Raw genomic sequence first — 2,488 nt, forward strand, 5'->3', positions numbered from 1 at the left:
ACGTGGTGGTCCACATCTGGGACGACCGCCGGCTGATCCTGCCCTCGACGTACTTCACCACCACCCCCTTCGAGAACTGGACCCGGCGGCAGTCCGAGGTCATGGGCACCGTGGAGTTCGACCTCGACTGGCGCGCTCCCGTCGAGGCAATGCGCGGCGAGCTGAAGAAGGTCCTGGCCGATACGCCGTTGTGGGACAAGCGTGTGGGGATCCTGCAGATCACGGACGCCACCGCCGGCTTTGTCCGCGTGCGCATCCTGGTCAGCGCCGCGGACAGCGCCTCCCTGTTCGACCTCCGCTGCCTGATCCGCGAGGAACTGGTGCTGTTCCTGCAGCAGGACCACCCGAAGGCGCTCCCCCACGTCCGCCTCGAATCGCTGCCGTCGGCGCTGGCGGCGTCCACTTCCGGCAACGCGCCCGACGCCGTCACGGGGTCCCAGCGCCCCGGCATGGCTACGGCCGAGCACCACCGGCACCCGGATCCCCACGACTCCCAGCTGTTCACCGGATCCATCGAGGCGATCCAGCGCTCCAAGGCCTTCTCCGGACCGGGCGAGGACGTCTTCGAGGACCGCGACAACGCCATCGCCTCGCAGAACTAGCCGGGGAGGGGCGGCCGCGCCTGGACAGCAGGACAGCACAGCCGGACCGGGCAGGTCTTCCCAGCCCCCGCCAACTGATCAATAATCAGACGTTGGCGGGTCAGCAACGCGCTGCCCCCTTGTCTGCCGGACCAGCTGAGGAGTCCCCATGACGGTCGAAGAAGCCCCCACGGAAACACCCAAGGCGACTGCCGGCGACTGGTTCCAACGCGCCGTCGTCTATCAGATCTATCCGCGCAGCTTTGCCGACTCCAACGGCGACGGCATCGGCGACCTCCGCGGCATCATCAGCATGCTGGACTACCGCCAGCGGCTGGGGGTCGACGTCGTCTGGCTCTCCCCGATCTACACCTCCCCGCAGGACGACAACGGCTATGACATCAGCGACTACCGGAACGTGGACCCGCTGTTCGGTACCCTCGAGGAGCTCCGGGAACTGACCGACGGGCTGCACGCGCGCGGCATGAAGCTGGTGATGGACCTGGTGGTCAACCACACCTCGGACGAGCACCCGTGGTTCGTGGAATCCCGGTCCTCGAAGGAGAACCCGAAGCGCGACTGGTACTGGTGGCGGCCGCCGCGGGACGTCGACGCCGGCGCCTCCCCGCGGCGCAAGGCGGCGGAGCCGACCAACTGGGGCTCGGCGTTCTCCGGGCCCGCGTGGGAGTTCGACCAGGCCACCGGGGAGTACTACCTGCACATCTTTTCGAAGAAGCAGCCGGACCTGAACTGGGAGAATCCGGAGGTCCGCGCCGCGGTCTACGAGATGATGAACTGGTGGCTGGACCGAGGCGTGGACGGGTTCCGGATGGACGTCATCAACTTCATCTCCAAGGACACCTCGCTCCCGGACGGCCCGGTGGCCGACGGCAAGCTCTTTGGTGACGGCTCCCCGTTCTACATCGACGGCCCCCGCATGCACGAGTTCCTGCAGGAGATGCACCGGGAAGTCTTCGCGAAGCGCACCGGCGAACTGCTCACCGTCGGCGAAATGCCCGGCGTGACCGTGGACGACGCCATCCTGTACACCGACCCCGCCCGGGCCGAGGTGGACATGGTGTTTCAGTTCGAGCACGTGGCGCTGGACCAGGAGGACGGCGACAAGTGGCGGCCCAAGAAACTCCTGCTCACCGAGCTGAAGCGGACCCTGGGCCGCTGGCAGGACGGGCTGGCCGAGACGGGCTGGAACAGCCTGTACTGGGGCAACCACGACCAGGCCCGCGCCGTGTCCCGCTTCGGCGACGACAGCCCCCGATACCGCGCGCTCTCCGCCAAAATGCTGGCCGGCGTCCTGCACCTGCACCGCGGCACGCCCTACGTCTACCAGGGTGAAGAACTGGGCATGACCAACATGACGTTCGGCGCGATCAGCGATTACCGCGACATCGAGGTCCTCAACCACCACCGCGAAGCCACCACGCACCTGGGCCACACCGACGCAGAGGTCCTCGCCGCCCTCGCGCCGCTGAACCGGGACAACGCGCGGACCCCGGTCCAGTGGGACGCCTCCCGGCATGCCGGCTTCACCACCGGGGCACCCTGGATCGCGGTGAACCCGAATGCCAACCACATCAACGCCGCCGCCCAGGTGGATGATCCGGAGTCGGTCTACAGCTTCTACCGCCAGGTGATAGCGCTGCGGCATGCGGAACCGGTGGTCTCGCACGGGAACTTCACCATGCTGCTGCCGGAAGACCCGCACGTCTATGCGTTCACCCGGGCCCTGACTGGGCCCGGTTCAGCCGTTTCTTCCGGCGCAGACGGTCCCACGGACGGCGCCGGGATTCCGGAGCTGCTGGTGCTGGGCAACTTCTCCGGCGAGGTGCGCGACGCGGACCTCGGGGACGAGGCCTGGGCTGACGCGGAGCTGGTCCTGGGCAACTATC

1 protein-coding gene and 1 pseudogene are annotated in these 2,488 nt (G+C 67.8%); both read left to right on the forward strand.

Translation table 11 applies throughout. The features are described 5' to 3' along the window. A pseudogene (locus tag LQV45_RS25705) lies at positions 1-602 on the forward strand (mechanosensitive ion channel); the annotation flags it as partial. A 148-nt stretch (positions 603-750) separates the two neighbouring features. Further along, the coding region (locus tag LQV45_RS25710; RefSeq protein WP_230009474.1) for an alpha-glucosidase at positions 751-2,488 on the forward strand (1,738 nt) is incomplete at its 3' end.

The sequence above is a fragment of the Microbacterium sp. Bi128 genome (genome assembly GCF_918698205.1).